Genomic DNA, 17,946 nt, shown 5'->3' with positions numbered 1-17,946 from the left:
CCACGTGAACACGAACCGTTTCTCCGGAACCCTTCACCTGCCCGGTGACGAGGACTTCGAGGAGGCCTGCTTCGGCCGGGTCTTCAACGCCCGCCGCCCGGCCGACCGCATTCCCGCCGCCGTGCTCATGGCGGCCACCGAACAGGACGTCGTCGAGGGCGTGCGGCTGGCCCTGGAGCGCGGCTGGCAGGTCGCCGTCCGCTCCGGCGGGCACAGCTGGGCGGCCTGGTCGGTGCGCCGGGACGCGCTGCTGATCGACCTCGGCGGCTTCCGCGAGATGGCGTACGACGAGACCACCCGGATCGCCACCGCCACCCCCAGCGTCAAGGGCGGCGACGAACTCAACCCGTATCTCGGCGGGTTCGGGCGCTTCTTCAACGGCGGGCACTGCCCGTCCGTCGGGATCGGCGGCTTCCTGCTCCAGGGCGGGCAGGGCTGGAACGCGCGCGGCTGGGGCTGGGCGGCCGAGAGCGTCGTGGCGATCGACGTCGTCACCGCGGACGGCGAGCTGGTCCGGGCCGACGAGACGCGGAACAGCGACCTGTTCTGGGCGGCGCGCGGGGCCGGTCCCGGCTTCTTCGGCGTGGTGACCCGTTTCCATCTGCGCACCCGGCGGCTGCCGGAGCACCTGGCGCACACCGTGCACGCCTATCCGCTGGACCTCTTCGACGAGGTCATGACCTGGCTGCACGAGACGCACCACACCGTCTCGGACCTGGTGGAGATCGTCGCGGTGACACAGGCGCTCCCGGCGCAGGACGAGCACGTGCTGCTGGTCACGGGCCTGTCGTTCACCGACACCGCCGCCGAGGCGGCCGAGGCGCTCGCGCCGCTGCACGCGAGCCCGTACGCCGCCCGGGCGCTGTTCCGTGTCGAGGCGCAGCCCACCACGCTCGCCGAGCAGCTGGCGGGCCAGCGCACCGCCAACCCGGAGGACCACCGCTACTTCGTGGACAACGCCTGGCTGACCGGCACCGCCGCGGAGGTCGTGCCGGCGATCCGTACGGCGTTCACCGAGCACCCGACCCGGCAGACCTTCACCATCTGGTTCTCGATGGCCCCGCTGCGCCGGCTGCCGGACATGGCCTTCTCGATGCAGTCGGAGATCTACTGCGCGACCTATGTGGTGCACGACGACGACGCGCGGGACGCGGAGCTGCGCGCCTGGCTGGACGGCGCGATGGCGGCGATGCAGCCGGTGACCGCCGGCCAGTACCTGGGCGACTCCGACTTCACGGCGCGGCAGTTGAGGTTCATGGGGGACGAGCAGTGGCGGCGGCTGAACGAGATCCGGGCCGTCCGTGATCCCAAGGGCGTGTTCGTCGGCTATCTGAGCGCCGGGACCGTCACCAACACCAACCACTGGGAGCAGTGAGCGATGCGTTTCGCGACATACGAGTTCGAGGGCGCGGAACGCGCCGGCGTGGTGCGGGACGGGGTGATCCACCCGCTGCCCGAGGGGACCGGCCTGCTGAGCCTGATCGAGGCCGGGCTGCTGTACGCGTCCGGGACCGAAGCCCTGGACGCGCCGAGCGGGCCGGCGGTGGACCAGGTGCGGCTGCTGCCGCCGCTGAAGCCGCCGTCGATCCGGGACTTCGTCGGGTTCGAGGCGCACATCGAGGGCGTGTCGAAGTCGCTGGACGGTCTGGAGCACGTGCCCGAGGAGTGGTACCGGGCGCCGAACTTCTACTTCAGCAACCCCCACGCGGCCTACGGCGCCCACGACGACGTGCCCGTTCCGGCGGGCTGCTCGGTGCTCGACTTCGAGCTGGAGGTCGGTGCGGTCATCGGCCGCAGCGGCCGGGACCTCACCCCCGAGCGGGCCCGGGACCACATCGTCGGCTACCTGGTCTTCAACGACTGGTCGGCCCGTGACCTGCAGAAGCCGGAGAAGAACCTGGGCCTCGGTTTCTCCAAGGGCAAGGACTTCGCCAACACGCTCGGCCCCTTTCTGGTCACCGCCGACGAGGTGGAGGACCGGCGGGACCCGGACGGCTTCCTGGACCTGGAGATGACGGTGACCCTGAACGGCGAGCTCATCGGCCGGGACACCCTCGCCAACGTCTCCTGGACCTTCGAGGAGATGATCGCCTACGCCAGCCGGGACGCCTGGGTGCGGCCCGGTGACATCCTCGGCTCCGGGACCTGCGGCTGGGGCGCGCTGGCGGAGTTCTGGGGCCGTGTCGGGGAGCGTACGCCGCCGCCGCTGGTGCCCGGGGACGAGGTGACGCTGACCGTCGAGGGGCTCGGCACGGTGTCCAACCGGATCGTGCCCGGGCGGGCGGAGGCCTATCTTCCGCGGGCCCGCAGGAGGGGCCGCACGCCCCGCCCGTAACACGTGGACCTGTGCGGGGCCTGTGCCGAGGGCAGGCCCCCCACCTGGCGGTATCCGGTGACCGGATGCCTGGCATCGCTTCTTTCCGAGAGTCTGCCCGACCCCCTTCCTCGACGGCCGTCCGCTGGTTAACCTCGCGTTTCACCGAAGCTTCAAAGACGTGGCCGGCCGGAAGGGGACATCCGTGGGTCTCGGAGCGATCGATCTCAATCTTCTGGTGGCGCTGGAAGCACTTCTCGAGGAGAAGAACGTCACCCACGCGGGTGTACGACTGTCCACCAGCCAGTCCGCGATGAGCGGCTCGCTGGCGCGGCTGCGCCGGCACTTCAACGACGAGCTGCTGATCCGGGTGGGCCGCGAGTACGAGCTGACACCGCTCGCGGAGCGGCTGCTGCCGGTCGTCCAGGGCTCGCTGCAGAAGGCCGAGGAGGCCCTGTCGCTGACCCGGTACTTCGAGCCGGGCCGCAGCCGCCAGCGGTTCTCCGTGGTCATGTCGGACTACGTGATGACGGTGTTCGTGGAGCCGCTGCTGCGGGTCATCGCCGCGGAGGCGCCGGGGGTGCGGATCGACTTCCACCCGATCGTGGACGGCCAACTGGAGACCGAGACGCATCTGCGCTGCCACGACCTGATGATCGTGCCGCTCGGCTACCAGCTGCCGGGGGTGAGCGAGGCCGTGATGCACGACCGGTTCGTGTGCATCGTCGACCCGGACAACCCGCGCCTGGTGGACGGCCGGCTCACGCTGCGCGACCTGGCGGAGATGCCGCACGCGGCCTGCGCCATCGGGAAGAGCCACACCCCCGCCGAGCGTCAGCTGGAGACCCTCGGGATCACCCCGAAGGTGCAGGTCAGCACCCCGGGCTTCAGTGTGCTGCCGTTCCTGGTGAGCGGTACGGACCTGGTGGCGATGGTCCCGGAGCGGCTGGCGCGCCGCTACGAGGGCTTCGCGCGCTGTGCCGTCGTACCGGCGCCGTTCCCGGACGTGCCGCTGGTGGAGGCCATGTACTGGCACCACAACCGGCACGCCGACCCGGCGCACCGCTGGCTGCGGGACACCGTCCGCAGGGTCGGGGCCTCGCTCGGCGAGGAGACGCCGCTGGAGATCGCCGAGGTGGATGGCACCCATCCCGAGAGCGCGTTTCCGGAGCTGTCCGCGGCTTCCTAGCGTGGACGGGAGACATCCCGCACGCCCCCCTGGAGGAAACCGTGGAAGCCGTGAGCCGCACGCGTCTGGCGGGCCGTACCGTCGTCGTCACCGGAGCCGCACAGGGCCAGGGGGCCGCCGAGGCGGCCGCGGCCGCCCGGGAGGGCGCCACGGTGATCGCGACCGACGTGCTGGACGAGGCCGGCGAGAAGCTCGCCGCCACGCTGCGCGCCGACGGCCTCGACGTCCGCTACGTCCACCTGGACGTGACCTCGGCCGGGGACTGGGCGGCCCTCGCGGACTCCCTCGACGTGGTGCACGGCCTGGTGAACAACGCGGGCATCCCGATGCGGGCCCGGCTCGGCCAGGTCGGGCTCGACGACTGGAACCGGGCCTTCGCCGTGAACACCACCGGCGCCCTGCTCGGCATCCAGGCCCTCACCCCGCTGATGCCGGCCGGTTCCTCGATCGTGAACGTCGGCTCGGTGGCCGGGCTCACCGCCCACCACGCGGTGGCCTACACGACCAGCAAGTGGGCGCTGCGGGGTCTGTCCAAGGTGGCGGCCCTGGAGCTGGCCCCGCGCGGCATCCGGACGAACATCGTCCACCCCGGGTACATCGAGACCCCGCTGATGGCCACCGCCAACCCGGTGTTCGTCGCCGCCCACCTCGCGATGACGCCCCAGGGCCGTCCGGGCACGGTCGACGAGGTGGCGCCGCTGGTGGTCTACCTCCTCTCCGACGAGGCGTCGTACGTCAACGGCGCGGAGATCACCGTCGACGGCGGCTACTCCTCGCACGGCCCGGTGAAGGCGATCACCGACGCCCTGGACCGGGACTGAGCCGTCAGCCCTTGAGCTGCTCCAGCGTGGCCTTGGTGTCGCTCTTCAGCCAGCCCGTCACGTCGTCGAGGGTCGGCGGGTCGGTGTCGCTGTCGTACGAGGAGAAGTAGGCGCTGTAGCTCATCGTGTACGTCATCCAGCCGTCCCGGACCGCGAGGGTGGCGTACCGCGAGCCGCTGGTGGAGGAGCCGTTGCTGGTGTCCTCGGTGACCAGGTAGGCCTCGTCGCCGATCCCGCTCACCGGGCTGACGTCGTAGTCGGTGTGGCTGTCGCCGTAGTTCTTCCAGGTGGCCGTGAACTCCGGTCCGGGGTCGGTCTTCTTGTGCAGGTCGACCTGTATGGACAGGTAGGCGTCCGCGTAGCTGGACCCGGACTTCTTGAGGCTGAGGCTGCAGTAACTCTCGTCCAGGGCCTCGTCCTTGAGCGCGTTCTTGGTCGGGGAGGAGTCGTCGTCGGGGTACTCGTCCTTGAACGACGAGTAGTCCGCGCCGGAGCAGAGGTTGGCGGGTGCCTGGTAGCCGCGCAGGTCCGCGCCGGTCCCGAAGCCCCCGGTCAGGAAGAGGCCGGCCGCCCAGGCGGCGGAGGCGACCACCGCGCCGGCCACCGCCCACAGCACGGCCCGTCCGGCCGCGTTCCCGCCGCCCCGGGGCGGGGCCGCCGCCGGCGGCGGGTAGCCGTAACCGGGCTGCGGCGCATAGGGGTTGGCCGGTTGCGGTGGTGCGGGCTGCTGGTGGGCGAGGGTGGGCTGGGCATAGGGGTTCTGGGCGGCCGGCGACTGCGGGTTCGGGTACGCGGCCGGCTGGGGCGGCACCGCGGGCGGCTGCGGCGCGGGAGGCGGCGGTGGCTGCGGGGCGGGCGCGGGCTGCTGCGGCGCCGGGGGCGCCGGTGGGGTGGCGGTGGCGTCCTGCGGGGCGGGCTCGGGTTGCTGCGGAGCGGAGGGAGGCTGCTGCGGTGGCGTGGACATGTCGTGACGATAAGGCATAACCAGACATCAAGTCCCGCCCCGGCCAGGACCGTTACCGTTTGCGGACCTCCGCCGCCACCCCCGCACGCACCGGGCTGACACATCGTCAGTCGCTTTTGCGCCGCCCTCGGAAACCTCATCCGGCACATGGCCCATCCCTCGAAAACCGTGCCGCGATCGGACAAATATTCGCCCGGATGGCAGTGGGGTGTTCATGAAACGGACACGGCGCCTGGTGGCTCGGCTGGTCGGCAGGAAACGGGTGAGCGGTCGCTACCCGTACTGGCCCTACCAGCTGGGGTAGCCGGCAAGCGGTGAGTGAATCCGATCGCAGGATCCCGTCCGAGGGGTCCTGCGGTCTCCTGGAGGCCGGATGACGCACGGCGAAGCGCCCGCCCGGCCACCGGGCCCGCGCGGGCACTGGCTGACGGGCAACACAGGCGCGTACGAGGCCGACCGGATCGGGTTCCCGCGCCGCTGCCACCGCGAGTACGGTGACGTCTTCTCCTTCGACGACGGCACCGTGTTCGTGATCGACCCCGCGCTCACCCACGAGGCGCTCCTGCGGACCGGCCACGGCTTCGTGACCGAGCTGGCGCCCCTCGACCAGCGGCGGGACCTGGACCAGGCCGCCGCGCAGGCCGCCGCCTGGATGTCCGCGCGCCGGACCGTGTGGCCGGGGCTCAACCGCTCGGCGGCGGCCGCCTCCGACCGGCGGACGGCGGAGATCCTCGACGCGGTCCTGGCCGAGGCGGCCGGCCGCGAGGTCGACGTGCTCACCACGATGCGGGCGTTCACCGCCCCGGCCGTCGCCGACTACTGCTTCGGCACGGACTCCGACGGCGTCCCCGGACTGCTCCACGAGGTCATCCGCGCCACCCGGCCGTTCACGGACTCGTCCTACGAGTTCCCCGCCTGGCTGCCGGTCCGCCGCCACCGCCACTTCTTCCACGCCTACCGGCGGCTCATCGACACGATGACCGGGATCATCCGGCAGCGCCGGGCGCCGCACGCCCCGACGGCCCGCGACGATCTCCTCGGGTTCCTGCTCGACGCCTACCCGGTCATGCCCGACGGCACCGTGGCGTCGACCCTGCACAGCATCCTCATGGGCGGCCACGGCGTGCCCGCCGCGGCGCTCACCTCCGTGGTGTGGGAACTCGCCCGCCGGCCCGGGCTCGTCGGTGACCTGCGCGACGAGGCGGACGGGCCGGCGGCCGAAGACACCCCGCCGGCGGCGGCGCGGCTGCCGCCGGCCGAAGCGGTGGTCCGGGAGACGCTCCGGCTGTACCCGCCCGCGTGGCTGATGACCCGCACCGCCGGCACCGCGACCTGCCTGGGCGACTGGCCGCTGAGCCCCGGTGACGACGTGCTGCTCAATCCCTACCTGATCCACCGGGACCCCCGCTGGTGGTCGGCCGGACGAGTTCGACCCCGCGCGGCGGCTGGACGGGCGGACGGCACCCGGCCAGGCCCACCTCCCGTTCGGTGCCGGACCGCGGGTCCGCCTCGGGTCCGCCCTGGCCCTGCGGCAGCTCACGCCGGCCACCTCGCGCCTCGCGCAGGGCTTCGCCGTCGAGTCGCCGAACGCCTCCTCGGTGGCCCCGGAGTTCGTCGGCCGCCTCGCACCGGCCGGCCTCAGGGCGCGTTTCCCCTCGATCAGGCCGTAGCGGCCGCGCCCGCGGACCCGGCACGGCGGAAGGCCGGGGCAGCGGCCCCGGCCTTCCGGTACGTCTCGTTACTTGCCGTCACTTACCGGTACGGCTGCCCGTGTCGCGGCGCGTCCCCGATCAGGCCGACGCCGCCACCGGCGCGCCCACCGTCTCGCGGGCGGTGTTCCTGCGGACCAGCAGCAGGGTGACGACCGCGCCCAGCAGCGAGGCGCAGCCGCAGATCACCACGCCCAGGGCCATGCCGTGCGCGAGGGCGTCCTGGGCGGCGGCCCTGGCGCTGTCGCTGCCCGCGTTGACCACGGCCAGCGGACCGGCCGCCGCCTCCATGCCCGCGTCGGCGCCGGAGAGCTTGCCGACCAGCGCGGAGGAGGCCGCGCTCATGGCGACGGTGCTGATCACGGCGGGGCCGAGCCCCTGGCCGAACTCGCGGACCAGGCTGGTCGCGCCGCTCGCCATGCCGGTCATCTCGATCGGCACCGCGTTCACGGCGGCCGACGTCAGCGAGGAGACCACGCAGATGAAGCCGATGCCCAGCAGCAGTACCGGGCCGATGAAGGCCGCCAGCGAGGTGGTGGTGATGGGCAGCGCGGCGATCCAGAACTGGCCGGCGGCCATCGGCAGCAGGCCGCCCATCAGCAGCCAGCGCGGCTCCACGCGGGTCAGCATCCTGCTGAGCACCGGGGCGAGGAGCAGCGGGATCAGCTGGAGGATCACGAACGGCATACCGGCGCGCAGGGCGCTGAGGTGCATCACCGCGCCGAGCCGGATGGAGACGCAGTAGGCGGTGCCGATGAAGCCGAACATGCCGGTCAGGGCGACCACCGCGGCGGCGGCGAACGAGGGGATCTTCAGCAGTTCCAGGTTGAACATCGGGGCCTCGGAGCGGTTCTCCGCGACCACGAAGCCGACCAGGGCCACCGCGGCGACCACCAGCGCGACGACGATCGAGGGGCTGGTCCAGCCGCGGTCGCCGCCCTCGATGACGCCCCAGAGCAGGGCGGTGAGACCGACGGCGACGGTGATCTGGCCCGGCCAGTCCAGGGCGCGGCCCTCGGGGGCCCTGGAGTCGGTGACCAGCGCCCAGCAGCCGATGCCGACCGCGACGCCGAGCACGACCGGCGGCACGAAGGCCCAGCGGAAGTCGGCGACCGTGGCCAGCACGCCGGAGGACAGCGGCCCCACGGCGGAGGCGATGGAGATGCTCAGCGCCCAGGTCGAGACCGCCTTGGCGCGGTCCTTCTGCTCGGGGGTGGCGGCCGCGATCACCGCGAGGGAGCTCGGGAACAGGGCGGCGGCGCCGACACCGGCGAGGGCCTGGCCGGCCCAGAGCATGGTGATGTTCTGGGAGGTGGCGTTGAGGAGTTCACCGAGCGCCAGCACGAACCCACCGAGGATCAGCAGCCGCTTACGGCCGAACAGGTCGCCCACCACACCGAAATTCAGTTCCAGGATCGCGGTGGGGAGAATGAACGCCGAGGTGACCCAGGCGACCTGCGAACCCGACGCTCCGAACGCGGACTGTATTTCCCCGTTGATGGGCGAGGGAACGGTAATGCACAGCTGCGCTGCTGCAACTGCCAGACAACAGGCGATGAGCGTGCCCGTGTCCAGTCTCCGGACAGCGTTGGTCATTTCCGTACTCCGTCTCACGGGTTAACAGTGGTGCCGCGTTCTATGAGTTCGATGAGATTTCCCTCGGGATCCTTGACCCAGGCCATGCGCACTCCCGCTTCCGGGGACGGGCCGGGGGCCAGCACCTCCTCGGCGCCGTGCGCCATCAACGACGCGTACACGGGGTCGAGTTCGGGGGTGGTGACCGCGAAGTGGCCGTATCCCTCGGTGAGGACGGCGGTCATCGGGTCCGGCGCCCGCAGGCCGGGCGCCGAGCCGGGCCTGGCGAGCAGTTCGAGCCGCCAGCCGTGCGGGTGTTCCATGACGACACCGGTCAGCCCGGGGCCGTCGAGATGGAACTCGAAGACGGTCTCCAGTCCGAAGACGGTCCGGTACCAGGCGAGCTGGGCGGGCAGGTCGCGTACGTTGACGCCCACGTGGTCGAATCGCGCGTGCATGCCCGCTCAGCCCGCCATCGCGCTGTCGCCGCCGTCGACCATGAGGTTGGCGCCGTTGACGAAGGCGGCCTCGTCGGAGCAGAGGAAGGCCGCGGCGCGCGCGATGTCCTCCGGCTGCCCGACCCGGCCGACCGGGATCCGCGCCTCCAGTTGGGCCTTCGGGCCGTCCGGGTCGTCCAGGAAGGGCGCGGTGGCCGAGGTGCGGGTCATGCCGGGGGCGACGGTGTTGACGCGGATGCGGTGCGGGGCGCCGGCCGCGCACAGGTGCTTGCTCATCGCGAGCACCCCGCCCTTGGCGGCGCCGTGCGGCACCATCGGCATGAACGGCGCGCCGCGCACGGCGGCCACGGAGGCGACGTTCAGGACGGCCCCGCCGCCCCGCGCGATCAGGTGCGGCCAGGCCGCCTGGGTGCAGAAGTAGGGGATGTCCAGCTCGTTCTTGATCGTGAAGTACCAGTCCTCCGCCGGCATCGTCTCGAACGGGCCGTTCCGCAATGCGGAAGCATTGTTGTAGAGAATGTCGATTCCGCCGAATTCGGCGATACCGGCCTCTATCCACTCCCGCGCCCCGGCCTCGGTGGAAAGGTCGACCGGGGCCAGCGAGCGCATCACACCGCCGGCCTTCTCGACGAGCTCCACGGTTTCCGCGGCGCTCTTCTCGTCGATGTCGCAGCCGAACACGGTGGCGCCCTCGGCCGCGAATACCTGTGCCGCGGCCCGGCCGATACCAGCCCCCGTTCCACTGATGAAAGCGATTTTCCCGGCCAGTCGACCCATGTTTGCCTAGCCCCTTGTCCAAGCCGCCGGAGTGCGGTGCTGGCAGCGTAGATAGCGTCTTTGCCCAGAACAAGAAATGCGTCGGGGAAGGGTCATCGGGGGTTCGTATGGCTGGTATGCGCCCCAGGTGCCGATCCGGGGCCGCCGGTCGGGTGCCGCCGGTCAGGTGCCGAGGCGCACGGGCAGGCTCGGCACGCTGTTGCCGACGAAGCCCGGGAGCCGGGGCAGGCCGTCCTCGGGGACGGCGAGGTCCAGGGCCGGGAAGCGGGTGAAGAGCCGTTCCAGGGCCACCGTGGCCTCCAGCCGGGCCAGCGGGGCGCCCAGGCAGTAGTGGGCGCCGTGCCCGAGCGAGAGGTGGCGCACGGCGCCGGGGCGGGCGGACCGGGTGACGTCGAAGCGGCCGGCGTCGGGGCCGTGGGTGGCCGGATCGCGCCCGGCGGCGGAGTACCCGGCCAGGACCGGGGTGCCCGCGGGGATCACCGTGCCGCCGAGGGCCAGGTCCCGTACGGGGTAGCGGAACGGGAAGCGGCTGACCGGCGCGTCCCAGCGCAGCGTCTCCTCCACCACGTCCGCCCAGCCGGCCGCCCCGGCGCGGACGAGTTCCAGCTGGTCGCGGTGGCCGCACAGGGCACGGACCGCGTTGGTGATCAGGTTGAGGGTGGTCTCGTGCCCGGCGACGATCATCAGCAGCAGGGTGCCGATCAGCTCCTCCTGCCCGAGCCGGCCGCCGTCCTCGTCACGGGCGGCGATCAGGGCGCTGGTGAGATCGTCGCCGGGCCGCTCGGCGCGCGCGGCCGCGACGGCGGCGAGTACGGCGACCAGCTCCCGGTTGGCCGCGACGGCCTCGGCCGGCCCGGTGTCGCTGGCCACGACCTGGCTGGACAGATGGTGCAGCCGGCTGCGGAACTCGGTGTCCACACCGAGGAGTTCGCAGATCACGCTCATGGGCAGCGGCAGCGCGAAGTGCCGCCGCAGGTCGGCGACTCCGTCGCCGTCGGCCGCGGCCCGCTCCAGACCGTCGAGCAGAGTGGCGGTCAACTCCTCGATCCGGGGCCGCAGTTCCGCGACCCGGCGGGACGTGAAGGCCCGGCTGACCAGTCCGCGCAGCCTGCGGTGGTCGTCCCCGTCGGCGGTGGTCATGCCCCGCACGGTCGCGAAGGTCAGCAGCGACCAGCCGGCCGGGATCCGGCCCTCCCGCAGCTCGGTGAAGTGCCGTGCGTCCTTGGCCACTTCGGGATGCTGGAGGAACTCCCTGAGCGCCTCGTGCCCGAGCACGGCCATGCCCTGGACACCGCCCGGCAGGGCGACCGGGGCGACCGGCCCGCGCGCCAGCAGCCTGGCGTTCTCGGCGTGCGGGCAGCCACCGGCGGGGGGCGGCGGCACGGACGGGGTCTCCACCTGGGCTCCTGACGGCGGCAGGACGCGGACACGACCGATCGTAGGCGCCCGCGGGCCCGGCGGCGCGGGGTCGGCGCCCGGGAATATCCGTGACCGGCGCCATGTTGACCCGACCGGAAGCCTGGGTATAGTGCCATCAGCACCAGTGGCGGTCCCGTTGTCGGGCGCCAGTGCCAGTTCCCTTTCCTCCAGCCGCACCGCCCGTCGTCTTCCGACCGGGCCGCCGGCTTCTCCGCACCGCCTCGCGACCACGGCCCTGACGCCGTCGTACGCGGTTCCCGAGGCGTGTCGTCCCACCGCCCGGAGGCATGCGTGCACGTCCTCCCGCTCGCGGCCCGCTCCCCCTTCCCCGCTGTCTTCCGTCCTCGAAAGGACCACCTCTCATGACCACCACACTCGAACCCCCCGTACAGCGGCAGGCCCCCAGCGCCGCCCGGCCCGTCACCGGTGTCCTCGACATCGACACGGCCGGGAAGGGACATCTGCGGGCCACCGGCTGCCTGTCCTCCCCCGCCGACCCCCAGGTCTCCGCCGCGCTGATCCGCCGTCACGACCTGCGCAAGGGCGACCTCGTCGAGGGCCTCCGGGGCAACCAGCGCGTGCTGACCGAGGTCACGCACGTCAACGGCCGTACGCCCGAAGAGCTGCGCGGCCGCCGTCACTTCCGCGAGCTGACCCCGCTGCACCCGCACGAGCGGATCCGCCTCGAACACCCCGGCTCCGGGCTCGCCGGACGGGTCACCGACCTGTTCGCGCCGGTCGGCAAGGGGCAGCGCGGGCTGATCGTGGCCCCGCCGAAGACCGGCAAGACCGTGCTGCTCCAGCAGTTCGCGGCCGCCGTCGCCGGCAACCACCCGGAGTGCCGTCTGATGGTGCTGCTGCTCGACGAACGCCCCGAGGAGGTCACCGACATGCGGCGCTCGGTGCGCGGAGAGGTGTACGCCTCCACCTTCGACCGGCCCGCCAAGGAGCACATCGCGCTCGCCGAACTCGTCGTCGAGCGCGCCAAGCGGCTCGTCGAGGACGGCGAGGACGTCGTCATCCTCCTGGACTCCCTGACCCGGCTGTGCCGGGCCCACAACAACGCGGCCGCCTCCAACGGCCGCACCCTCAGCGGCGGTGTCGACGCCGGCGCGCTGCTCGGCCCGAAGCGGTTCTTCGGGGCCGCCCGCAAGGCCGAGGAGGGCGGCTCGCTCACCATCCTGGCCACCGCCCTGGTGGACACCGGCTCCCGGGCCGACGGCTACTTCTTCGAGGAGCTGAAGAGCACCGGGAACATGGAGCTGCGCCTGGACCGCGAGCCGGCCTCCCGGCGGGTCTTCCCCGCCGTGGACATCACCCCCTCCGGCACCCGCCGCGAGGAACTCCTGCTCACCCCGGCCGAGTTGAGCACGGTACACGGGCTGCGCCGGGCCCTCCAGAGCCGCGAGGGCGCGCCGGGCGGGCTGGAGACGCTCCTGGAGCGGCTGCGCGAGACCCCGGACAACGCCACCTTCCTGCGCCGCATCCAGCCGACACTGCCGACGGGCTGACGAGGCGAGGGGGCGGGCAGCCCAGAGGGCCGAGGCGGCCGAGCGGGCCGAGGCGGCCTGCGCGGCAATGGTCCGGCAAGGCGACGGGCTGACCGGCTGACCGGCTGACGAACCAGCAAAGCGATCGGCAGACGAGCCAGCGAGGCGACGGGCCGACAGGCGTCGGGCCAGCGAGCCGACAGACCGACACGGCGACGAGCCGCCGAACCCACAGGCCGACGAGCCGACGAGCCGGCGGAGTGATCGGGTGTGGGGCCGGCAGGGGGCAAGGCGATCGGTCGACGGGTCCCTGCGGCGACGGTTCGGACGTGGGTGCGGCATCCGGGTTGCTCACGGCGCCCGTCCGGCCCAGGCTGCACGCGGTACGCGGCCACCCTTCCTACGTTGATCATATGACGATCGGATTGCCTGACCGATTCCCTCAGCGCAGGGCGATCGCGACCTGCGCCCTCTGCCTGGCCGGGCTGCTGGCGCTGTCGCCCGCCACGGCCGCGACGGCCGCCACGGAAGCCGCGGAAGCCGCGGCGCCGGTCCCGAGGGCGGCGGTGCCCGGGCCGTCGCTGCTCTACCACTCCGGCACCCAGGTACGGCCGCACCCCGGCGCCCCCGAGGTCCCGGCCGTCTCCGCGCTGTCCTGGCTGGTCGCCGACGCGGACAGCGGTCAGGTGCTGGCGGCGGACCAGGCGCACCTCCAGCTGCCGCCGGCCAGCACCCTGAAGACCCTGTTCGCGCTCACCGTGCTGCCCACCCTGCCGGCCGGTCTGGAGCACCGGGTGACACCGCAGGAGCTGGAGGACGTCGGTGAGGGCAGCAGCCTGGTCGGCGTCGAGGAGGGGCACACCTACCGGGTGGCCGACCTGTGGCGCGGGGTCTTCCTCAGCTCCGGCAACGACGCCGTGCACGTCCTGGCCTCGCTCGGCGGCGGCTGGGACCGCACCACCTCCCGGATGCAGGCCAAGGCCCGCACCCTGGGCGCCCTGGACACCCACGTCGAGTCGCCCGACGGCTACGACGCGCCCGGCCAGGTCTCCTCGGCGTACGACCTGGCGGTGTTCGGCAGGGCCGGGCTGCGCAACCACGACTTCGCCCGCTACTGCTCCACCGCCGAGGCCCGCTTCCCGGCCGGTGACGGCTGGTCGTTCGGCATCGAGAACACCAACCGGCTGCTGACCGGCGAGGACGGGGTGGGGCGCTACCCCGGCCTGATCGGGATCAAGAACGGCTACACCAGCAACGCCGGCAACACCCTGGTCGCCGCCGCCCGGCGGGGCGGGCGCACCCTCGTGGTGACCGTGATGAACCCGCAGGACGGCGGCGTGTACGACGAGGCGCGTCAGCTGCTCGACTGGGGCTTCGACGCGGCCGGACGGGTGGATCCGGTGGGCTCGCTGGACGCTCTGCGGCCCAAGCCCCGGCCGGGGCCCAGCACCGTGCCGATGGCGGCGGCCACCGCGCCCGAGGACGAGGACTCCGGCTGGTCGGACACCGCCATCGCCGCGGGCTTCGCGGCGCTCGGCGTGGGGGCCGTGACCCTGGCGACCCGGCTCAGGGGCGACCGCGCGGACCGCGGGGACCGGTCCGGCCGGTCGGCGCGGGACTGACCGGCCGGCAGGCCGAACAGCAGGCCCAGCGTGATCCAGGTGTAGACGTTGCTGCCGAGGAAGCCGTCGACGCCGGACGCGTCGTCGAACCACAGCCACACCACGCTGGTGCACATCACCGCGTACAGGGCGCCCGCGGTCCGCGGGCGGCCCGCGCGGACCAGCAGCGCGAACGACGGCAGCAGCCACACCAGGTGGTGCACCCAGGTGATCGGGCTGACCAGGCAGGCGGCGAGACCGGTGAGCGCGAAGGCGGCCGTCCAGTCGCCCGCCGCCACGGCCCCGCGGGTGCGCCAGGCCCACACCGCGAGCGTCAGCAGCACGACCGTCGCCCACAGCGGCTTGTCCGGGTGGCCGAGCCGGGCCAGCACCCCTTGCAGCGACTGGTTCGACACGTAGTCGAGCCGGCCGACCCGGCCGGTGTCCCAGAGCGCCCGGGTCCAGTAGAACCGGGACGCCCCCGGGTCGGCCCAGGCGGCGAGCCCGGTCGCGGCGAGCGCCACGGCCGTGGCGACGCCCGCCGCCCGCCATCTGCGGGCGAGCAGCAGCATGCCGATGAAGAGCGCGGGCGTGAGCTTGACCGCGGCGGCGAGCCCGATCCCGGCCCCCGCCCAGCGGCCCCGCCCGCTGCGCAGCAGGCAGCAGTCCCCGAGCACCAGGGCGAGCAGGACCAGGTTCACCTGGCCGAAGCTGAAGGTGTCGCGCAACGGCTCGAACAGCGCCAGTCCGCACAGGCCCAGCGCCCAGCGGTACCAGCCGAGCCGCCGCCAGCCGGGCCCGGCCAGGACGCGCAGGACGAGGGCGAGCGCGGCGAGGTTCAGCAGCACCGAGGCGGCGATGGCCAGGTGCAGGCCCACCAGCGCCATGGGCAGCATGCCGAGGGCGGCGAACGGCGGGTAGGTGAAGCCGTACGCCGTCCCGGGCACCCGGTAGTCGTAGATCCGTCCGCCGTGGTGGGCCCAGGTGTGCACGGTGCCGTAGTAGACGCGCAGGTCGAACCAGTCGCGCAGCAGCGGCACGGTGGCCGTGAACACGGTGACGGCGGTGGCCACGGCCAGGACGAGCAGCAGCCGGCCGCGGTCGGTGCGCGGTCCTGTCATGCCGTGCGTCCCAGGGCCGGGGCCTGTGCGGCCTGGTGGGCCTGCCAGAGCACGACCACCCCGAGCACCCCGCCGGAGACGGCCAGCACCAGCTGGCCGGCGTCGGCGGGGCCGCCGCTGGGCAGGACGGCGAGCGCGAGCACGCCGGTGACGGCGGCCACCCGGTGCCGTACCGAGGTGCTGGGCGCGGCGGCCGCTATCAGGAACAGGCCCCAGATCGCGTACCAGGGCCGGATCGCCGGCCCGAAGGCGGCGACCGCGGCCAGGCTCAGGCCGAGGGCGTAGACCGGGCGGGGCCGCAGCCGGACCCATATGAGCAGCACGGTGACGGCGGTCAGCGCGAGCCCGAGCACGTGCCAGGCCGGGACGGCCAGTGGCGCCAGATCGCTGCCGAGGCGTTCGAGGAGCGCGCCGGTGGCCCGGCCGAGCAGGCTGCTGAGCGCCCAGTTGTGCGGGGAGACGGGCGTGTCGAGGGCCTTGATCCAGCCGTACCCGGTGCCGGCGACGGCGGTGGCGGTCACGGTGGTGACGCCGCAGGCGGCGGCCGTCAGCAGGGTGGCGCGCACCGGGCCGCGGCCCCTGCGCGCCTGTAGGGCGATCACGGCCAGCAGGCCCAGCGCGGCGGGCGCCTTCACCAGTGCCGCGAGGGTGACCAGTACGGCGCCGAGGAGCGGCCGGCGGCCCAGCGCGGCGACCAGGCCGAGGCCGAGCAGACCGAGCATGATCGCGTCGTTGTGGGCGCCCGCGACCAGGTGCAGCAGCACGAGGGGGTTGAGGGCGCCCAGCCAGAGCGCGGCGGCCGGGTCGGCGCCGCTGTGCCGGGCCAGCCGGGGCAGCGCGGCCGCCATCAGGCCGACGCCGAGCAGGGCGACCAGGCGCATCCCGAAGAGCCCGGCCGGGAGTTCGCCGCGGGTCAGCCCGGACAGGAAGGAGGCCACGGCCATGAACGCGGGGCCGTACGGGGCGGCGGTGTTCTGCCACACCGGGGCGACCTCGTCGGCGAGCGGGCCGCCGAGCTGGGCGGGGCCCGAGGTGTAGACGTCCATGTGGGCGTCGACCATGGCGCCCTGGGCGAGGTAGCTGTAGACGTCCCGGCTGAACAGCGGGGGCGCGAGCAGCAGCGGGGCCGCCCAGACGGCGAGGACGAGCAGCAGCCGGCGCGGGGTGGGCGGCGCGGTGCTGCGCACGAGGCGGCCGAGCAGCAGCCAGGCGGCGATCAGCAGCACGACGCCGAAGTAGACGCCGACCAGGCCGAACGCCGCCTGTACGGAGCTGGGTGCGAGCAGGTCCTCCACGGGCAGGGCGCCGGCGGTCTCACCTCCCAGCGCCAGGAAGGCGGTGCCTGCCAGTCCCAGAACCTGGCAGCGGCGTAGATCGACGGGGAAAGCCATGGCCAACACTGGGTCAGCGTGTCAATGGTGGGTGGCCGGAGGGCGACGGGGTGTTTTCCTTGGGGCGGCCTGGTTGTTACCTGTGGGGGGACGACGCGTTGTCGGGTGCGGGCCGGTGGAGGCTGGTCGCGCAGTTCCCCGCGCCCCCGAGGGGCGCACCCGTCCCGTTCCTAGAACACCGACAGACCCGTCAAGGTCGTGAAGCGGTCCAGCGCCGCAACTCCGGCCACCGAGTTGCCGCGCTCGTCCAGGCCCGGGCTCCACACGCAGATCGCGCAGCGGCCCGGCACCACCGCGATGATGCCGCCCCCGACCCCGCTCTTGCCCGGCAGCCCCACCCGGTACGCGAAGTCGCCCGCCGCGTCGTACGTGCCGCAGGTCAGCATCACCGCGTTGACCTGCTTGGACTGGCTTCTGGTCAGCAGGCGGGTGCCGTCGGCGCGGATGCCGTGGCGGGCCAGGAACGTGGTGGCCAGGGCGAGGTCGGCGCAGGAGGCGGCGACGGAGCACTGGCGGAAGTACTGGTCGAGGAGGACCGGGACCTCGTTGTCGATGTTGCCGTAGGAGGCCATGAAGTGGGCCAGCGCGGCGTTGCGGTCACCGTGCTGGGACTCCGAGGCGGCCACCTCCTCGTCGAAGTCCAGGGCGGTGTTGCCGCTCTCGGCGCGCAGGAAGGCCAGGAGTTCCCCGGCCGCGTCGCCGGTACGGGTCTGGAGGCGGTCGGTGACGACGAGGGCGCCCGCGTTGATGAACGGGTTGCGCGGGATGCCCCGCTCGTACTCCAGCTGGACCAGGGAGTTGAAGGGGTTGCCGGAGGGTTCGCGGCCGACGTGCTCCCAGAGTTCGTCGCCCTCGCGGGCGAGGTCGAGGGCGAGGGTGAAGACCTTGGTGATGGACTGCGTGGAGAACGGCTCCCGCCACTCCCCCACGCCGTAGACCGTGCCGTCCAGCTCGGCGACCGCCATGCCGAAGCTGCGCGGGTCGCGGGCGGCGAGCGCCGGGATGTAGTCGGCGGGACGGCCGCGGCCGGGCGTGCGGCCCGTCTCCTCGGCGATGCGCTCCAGGACCGGCAGGAAGGCGGGGGACGACGACACTGACATGATCACCATTGTGCCTC

General features: G+C 73.1%; 14 protein-coding genes and 1 pseudogene. 7 read left to right on the top strand and 8 right to left on the bottom strand.

Going from position 1 to position 17,946, the window contains the following annotated elements; genetic code table 11:
- Positions 1–4: 4 nt before the first annotated feature.
- From ACZ619_RS27935 to ACZ619_RS27920, 4 genes are all read left to right on the top strand, one after another.
- Positions 5–1,375, top strand: a complete 1,371-nt coding sequence (locus ACZ619_RS27935; protein WP_469604386.1) for an FAD-binding oxidoreductase — start codon at positions 5–7, stop codon at positions 1,373–1,375.
- Between the two features lie 3 nt (positions 1,376–1,378).
- Positions 1,379–2,335 (top strand): fumarylacetoacetate hydrolase family protein, encoded by a 957-nt coding sequence (locus ACZ619_RS27930; RefSeq protein ID WP_469604384.1) that lies wholly within the window; start codon positions 1,379–1,381, stop codon positions 2,333–2,335.
- Positions 2,336–2,519: 184 nt separating this feature from the next.
- Positions 2,520–3,503, top strand: a complete 984-nt coding sequence (locus ACZ619_RS27925; protein ID WP_469604381.1) for a LysR family transcriptional regulator — start codon at positions 2,520–2,522, stop codon at positions 3,501–3,503.
- A gap of 50 nt (positions 3,504–3,553) precedes the next feature.
- Positions 3,554–4,324, top strand: coding sequence for an SDR family NAD(P)-dependent oxidoreductase (locus tag ACZ619_RS27920; protein WP_469604378.1), 771 nt, complete (start codon positions 3,554–3,556; stop codon positions 4,322–4,324).
- Positions 4,325–4,328: 4 nt separating this feature from the next.
- Here ACZ619_RS27920 and ACZ619_RS27915 read toward each other — a convergent pair whose 3' ends face one another.
- Positions 4,329–5,288: a hypothetical protein gene (locus ACZ619_RS27915; protein WP_469604375.1), complete on the bottom strand. Its 960-nt coding sequence runs from the start codon at positions 5,286–5,288 to the stop codon at positions 4,329–4,331.
- A 373-nt stretch (positions 5,289–5,661) separates the two neighbouring features.
- On the opposite strand from ACZ619_RS27915, the gene ACZ619_RS27910 reads away from it, so the two are divergent.
- Positions 5,662–7,149: a cytochrome P450 gene (locus tag ACZ619_RS27910; protein ID WP_469604373.1), complete on the top strand. Its 1,488-nt coding sequence runs from the start codon at positions 5,662–5,664 to the stop codon at positions 7,147–7,149.
- Here ACZ619_RS27910 and ACZ619_RS27905 read toward each other — a convergent pair.
- The 4 genes from ACZ619_RS27905 to ACZ619_RS27890 all read right to left on the bottom strand — a co-directional run bounded on the left by ACZ619_RS27905 (position 7,079) and on the right by ACZ619_RS27890 (position 11,205).
- Positions 7,079–8,593 carry an MFS transporter gene (locus ACZ619_RS27905; protein WP_469604370.1) on the bottom strand — a complete coding sequence of 505 codons (1,515 nt, stop codon included), beginning with the start codon at positions 8,591–8,593 and terminating at the stop codon, positions 7,079–7,081. The genes ACZ619_RS27910 and ACZ619_RS27905 overlap by 71 nt on opposite strands.
- Positions 8,594–8,607: 14 nt before the next feature.
- Entirely contained in the window at positions 8,608–9,030 is a 423-nt protein-coding gene (locus ACZ619_RS27900) for a VOC family protein (RefSeq protein ID WP_469604368.1), read from the bottom strand.
- Positions 9,031–9,036: 6 nt separating this feature from the next.
- Complete coding sequence (locus ACZ619_RS27895; protein WP_469604365.1) at positions 9,037–9,807, bottom strand: SDR family NAD(P)-dependent oxidoreductase; 771 nt, start codon at positions 9,805–9,807, stop codon at positions 9,037–9,039.
- A gap of 162 nt (positions 9,808–9,969) precedes the next feature.
- A complete protein-coding gene (locus ACZ619_RS27890) occupies positions 9,970–11,205 on the bottom strand; it encodes a cytochrome P450 family protein (RefSeq protein ID WP_469604363.1) in 1,236 nt (411 codons plus the stop codon).
- 383 nt (positions 11,206–11,588) lie between these two features.
- Here ACZ619_RS27890 and rho point away from each other — a divergent pair, with 383 nt between their 5' ends.
- The gene (rho, locus tag ACZ619_RS27885; RefSeq protein ID WP_469604362.1) at positions 11,589–12,737 is read left to right on the top strand and encodes a transcription termination factor Rho; all 1,149 of its coding nucleotides are present in this window, start codon (positions 11,589–11,591) and stop codon (positions 12,735–12,737) included.
- Positions 12,738–13,129: 392 nt separating this feature from the next.
- A pseudogene (locus tag ACZ619_RS27880) lies at positions 13,130–13,981 on the top strand (D-alanyl-D-alanine carboxypeptidase family protein); the annotation flags it as partial.
- 89 nt (positions 13,982–14,070) lie between these two features.
- Here the strand turns inward: ACZ619_RS27880 and ACZ619_RS27875 are convergent.
- The 3 genes from ACZ619_RS27875 to ACZ619_RS27865 all read right to left on the bottom strand — a co-directional run bounded on the left by ACZ619_RS27875 (position 14,071) and on the right by ACZ619_RS27865 (position 17,938).
- Complete coding sequence (locus tag ACZ619_RS27875) at positions 14,071–15,438, bottom strand: glycosyltransferase 87 family protein (RefSeq protein WP_469604360.1); 1,368 nt, start codon at positions 15,436–15,438, stop codon at positions 14,071–14,073.
- Complete coding sequence (gene mptB / locus ACZ619_RS27870; protein ID WP_469604357.1) at positions 15,435–16,829, bottom strand: polyprenol phosphomannose-dependent alpha 1,6 mannosyltransferase MptB; 1,395 nt, start codon at positions 16,827–16,829, stop codon at positions 15,435–15,437. The genes ACZ619_RS27875 and mptB overlap by 4 nt, the downstream gene beginning before the upstream one ends.
- 170 nt (positions 16,830–16,999) lie before the next feature.
- Positions 17,000–17,938 (bottom strand): glutaminase, encoded by a 939-nt coding sequence (locus ACZ619_RS27865; RefSeq protein WP_469604355.1) that lies wholly within the window; start codon positions 17,936–17,938, stop codon positions 17,000–17,002.
- Positions 17,939–17,946 lie beyond the last annotated feature (8 nt).

The sequence above is a fragment of the Streptomyces sp. NPDC104367 genome (assembly GCF_055583825.1).
This window is presented reverse-complemented; position numbering and strand designations above follow the sequence as displayed.

Bases quoted from the DNA above. Each gene is read 5' to 3' on its own strand.
- ACZ619_RS27930 (WP_469604384.1), top strand. From the start codon at position 1,379: ATGCGTTTCGCGACATACGAGTTCGAGGGCGCGGAACGCGCCGGCGTG.
- ACZ619_RS27915 (WP_469604375.1), bottom strand. From the start codon at position 5,288: ATGTCCACGCCACCGCAGCAGCCTCCCTCCGCTCCGCAGCAACCCGAG.
- ACZ619_RS27910 (WP_469604373.1), top strand. From the start codon at position 5,662: ATGACGCACGGCGAAGCGCCCGCCCGGCCACCGGGCCCGCGCGGGCAC.
- ACZ619_RS27905 (WP_469604370.1), bottom strand. From the start codon at position 8,593: ATGACCAACGCTGTCCGGAGACTGGACACGGGCACGCTCATCGCCTGT.
- ACZ619_RS27900 (WP_469604368.1), bottom strand. From the start codon at position 9,030: ATGCACGCGCGATTCGACCACGTGGGCGTCAACGTACGCGACCTGCCC.
- ACZ619_RS27895 (WP_469604365.1), bottom strand. From the start codon at position 9,807: ATGGGTCGACTGGCCGGGAAAATCGCTTTCATCAGTGGAACGGGGGCT.
- rho (WP_469604362.1), top strand. From the start codon at position 11,589: ATGACCACCACACTCGAACCCCCCGTACAGCGGCAGGCCCCCAGCGCC.
- ACZ619_RS27875 (WP_469604360.1), bottom strand. From the start codon at position 15,438: ATGACAGGACCGCGCACCGACCGCGGCCGGCTGCTGCTCGTCCTGGCC.
- mptB (WP_469604357.1), bottom strand. From the start codon at position 16,829: ATGGCTTTCCCCGTCGATCTACGCCGCTGCCAGGTTCTGGGACTGGCA.
- ACZ619_RS27865 (WP_469604355.1), bottom strand. From the start codon at position 17,938: ATGGTGATCATGTCAGTGTCGTCGTCCCCCGCCTTCCTGCCGGTCCTG.